Origin of the sequence: Mesorhizobium sp., from assembly GCF_005063415.1 — a bacterium.
Classification (GTDB): Bacteria; Pseudomonadota; Alphaproteobacteria; order Rhizobiales; family Rhizobiaceae; genus Mesorhizobium.
Genome location: NZ_SUEG01000019.1, coordinates 1 through 1,258, shown reverse-complemented (window position 1 = coordinate 1,258; position 1,258 = coordinate 1). Strand labels below are relative to the sequence as shown.

Annotated in this window: 1 protein-coding gene and 1 pseudogene; both read right to left on the bottom strand. The window is 65.1% G+C overall.

Annotated features, from left to right (window positions below):
• Positions 1–61 precede the first annotated feature (61 nt).
• Positions 62–757: an RlmE family RNA methyltransferase gene (locus E5W70_RS07805; protein WP_292656112.1), complete on the bottom strand. Its 696-nt coding sequence runs from the start codon at positions 755–757 to the stop codon at positions 62–64.
• Positions 754–1,258 (bottom strand): annotated as a pseudogene (locus E5W70_RS07800) (Ppx/GppA family phosphatase); the annotation flags it as partial. The pseudogene E5W70_RS07800 and the gene E5W70_RS07805, both read right to left, overlap by 4 nt.

The window sequence follows — 1,258 nt, the reverse complement described above, 5'->3', positions numbered from 1 at the left end:
CCCCTCATCCGACCGAGCTTCGCTCGGCCACCTTCTCCCACAAGGGGAGAAGGACAAGACGCTACCCCTTAAAATCCTTCGCCAACAAATAGAGCTCCACCGATTCGTCGCGCGAGGCCGGCGGCTTGACGTGATGGACCGAGCGGAAATTCCGCTTCAGCCTGGCCAGCAATTCGTTCTCGGCGCCGCCCTGAAACGTCTTGGCGAGGAAATGTCCCCCCGGCTTCAGTACCGACAGCGCGAAATCGGCCGCCACCTCGCACAAATGCATGGTGCGGATGTGGTCGGTCCGCTTGTGGCCGGTGGTGGGTGCGGCCATGTCGGAAAGCACGATGTCGGGCTGGCCGCCCAGCGTCTCGGCCAGCTTCTGCGGCGCCTGCGGATCGAGGAAATCCATCAGCAGTACCGGCGCGCCCGGCACGGCGTCCATCTCGAGATAGTCGATGCCGACGACGTTCGGGTGTTCCGCGGTAGATTTCGTACGTGCGGCGGCGACCTGGCACCAGCCGCCGGGTGCCGCACCAAGGTCGATCACCTTCATGCCGGGCTTGAGCAAATGGTGCTTGTCGTCGATCTCGATCAACTTGTAGGCCGCGCGCGAGCGATAGCCGTCGGCCTTCGAGCGCTGGACATAGGGATCGTTGATGTGGCGCTGCAGCCAGCGGCGCGACGATTCCTTCAGCCCGCTTTTCTTCTTGATCTTCGTCTTCAGCACGCGAATGCCGGCGGAGCTCGGTCTTTCCGGTTTCTTGGTCATTGCCGGCCTCGCCGCCAGACACCGTCATCGGCCATCAATTCGCTCAATATGCCCTCGCGCAGGCCACGGTCGGCGACACGCAGCCGCTCCGACGGCCAGACGGCACGGATCGCCTCCAATATGGCGCAGCCGGCCAGAACCAGGTCGGCGCGGTCGGCGCCGATGCAAGGGTTGGCGACGCGCTGCTGGAAATCCCAGCCGACCAGCTTTTCGACCATGCGGTCGACGCTGTCGCGATCCATCCACAGCCCGTCGACGCGGCGGCGGTCGTAGCGTTCGAGATCGAGGTGGACGCCGGCCAGCGTCGTCACCGTGCCCGACGTGCCGAGCAAATGGAATTTCGGGCTGGACAGGAGGTGGCTCAGCCGGTCGCGCCCGTCGAAGGCACGCAGCCGCATTGCGACATCCTCGACCATGGCGCCAAAGATATCGCGCGTCACCGTGCGGCCGCCAAAACGCTCGGCCAGCGAGACGACGCCGACCGGCAGCGACGTCCACGAC

Excerpts from the sequence above, each read along its gene's own strand:
- E5W70_RS07805 (WP_292656112.1), bottom strand. The coding sequence starts at position 757 with ATGACCAAGAAACCGGAAAGACCGAGCTCCGCCGGCATTCGCGTGCTG.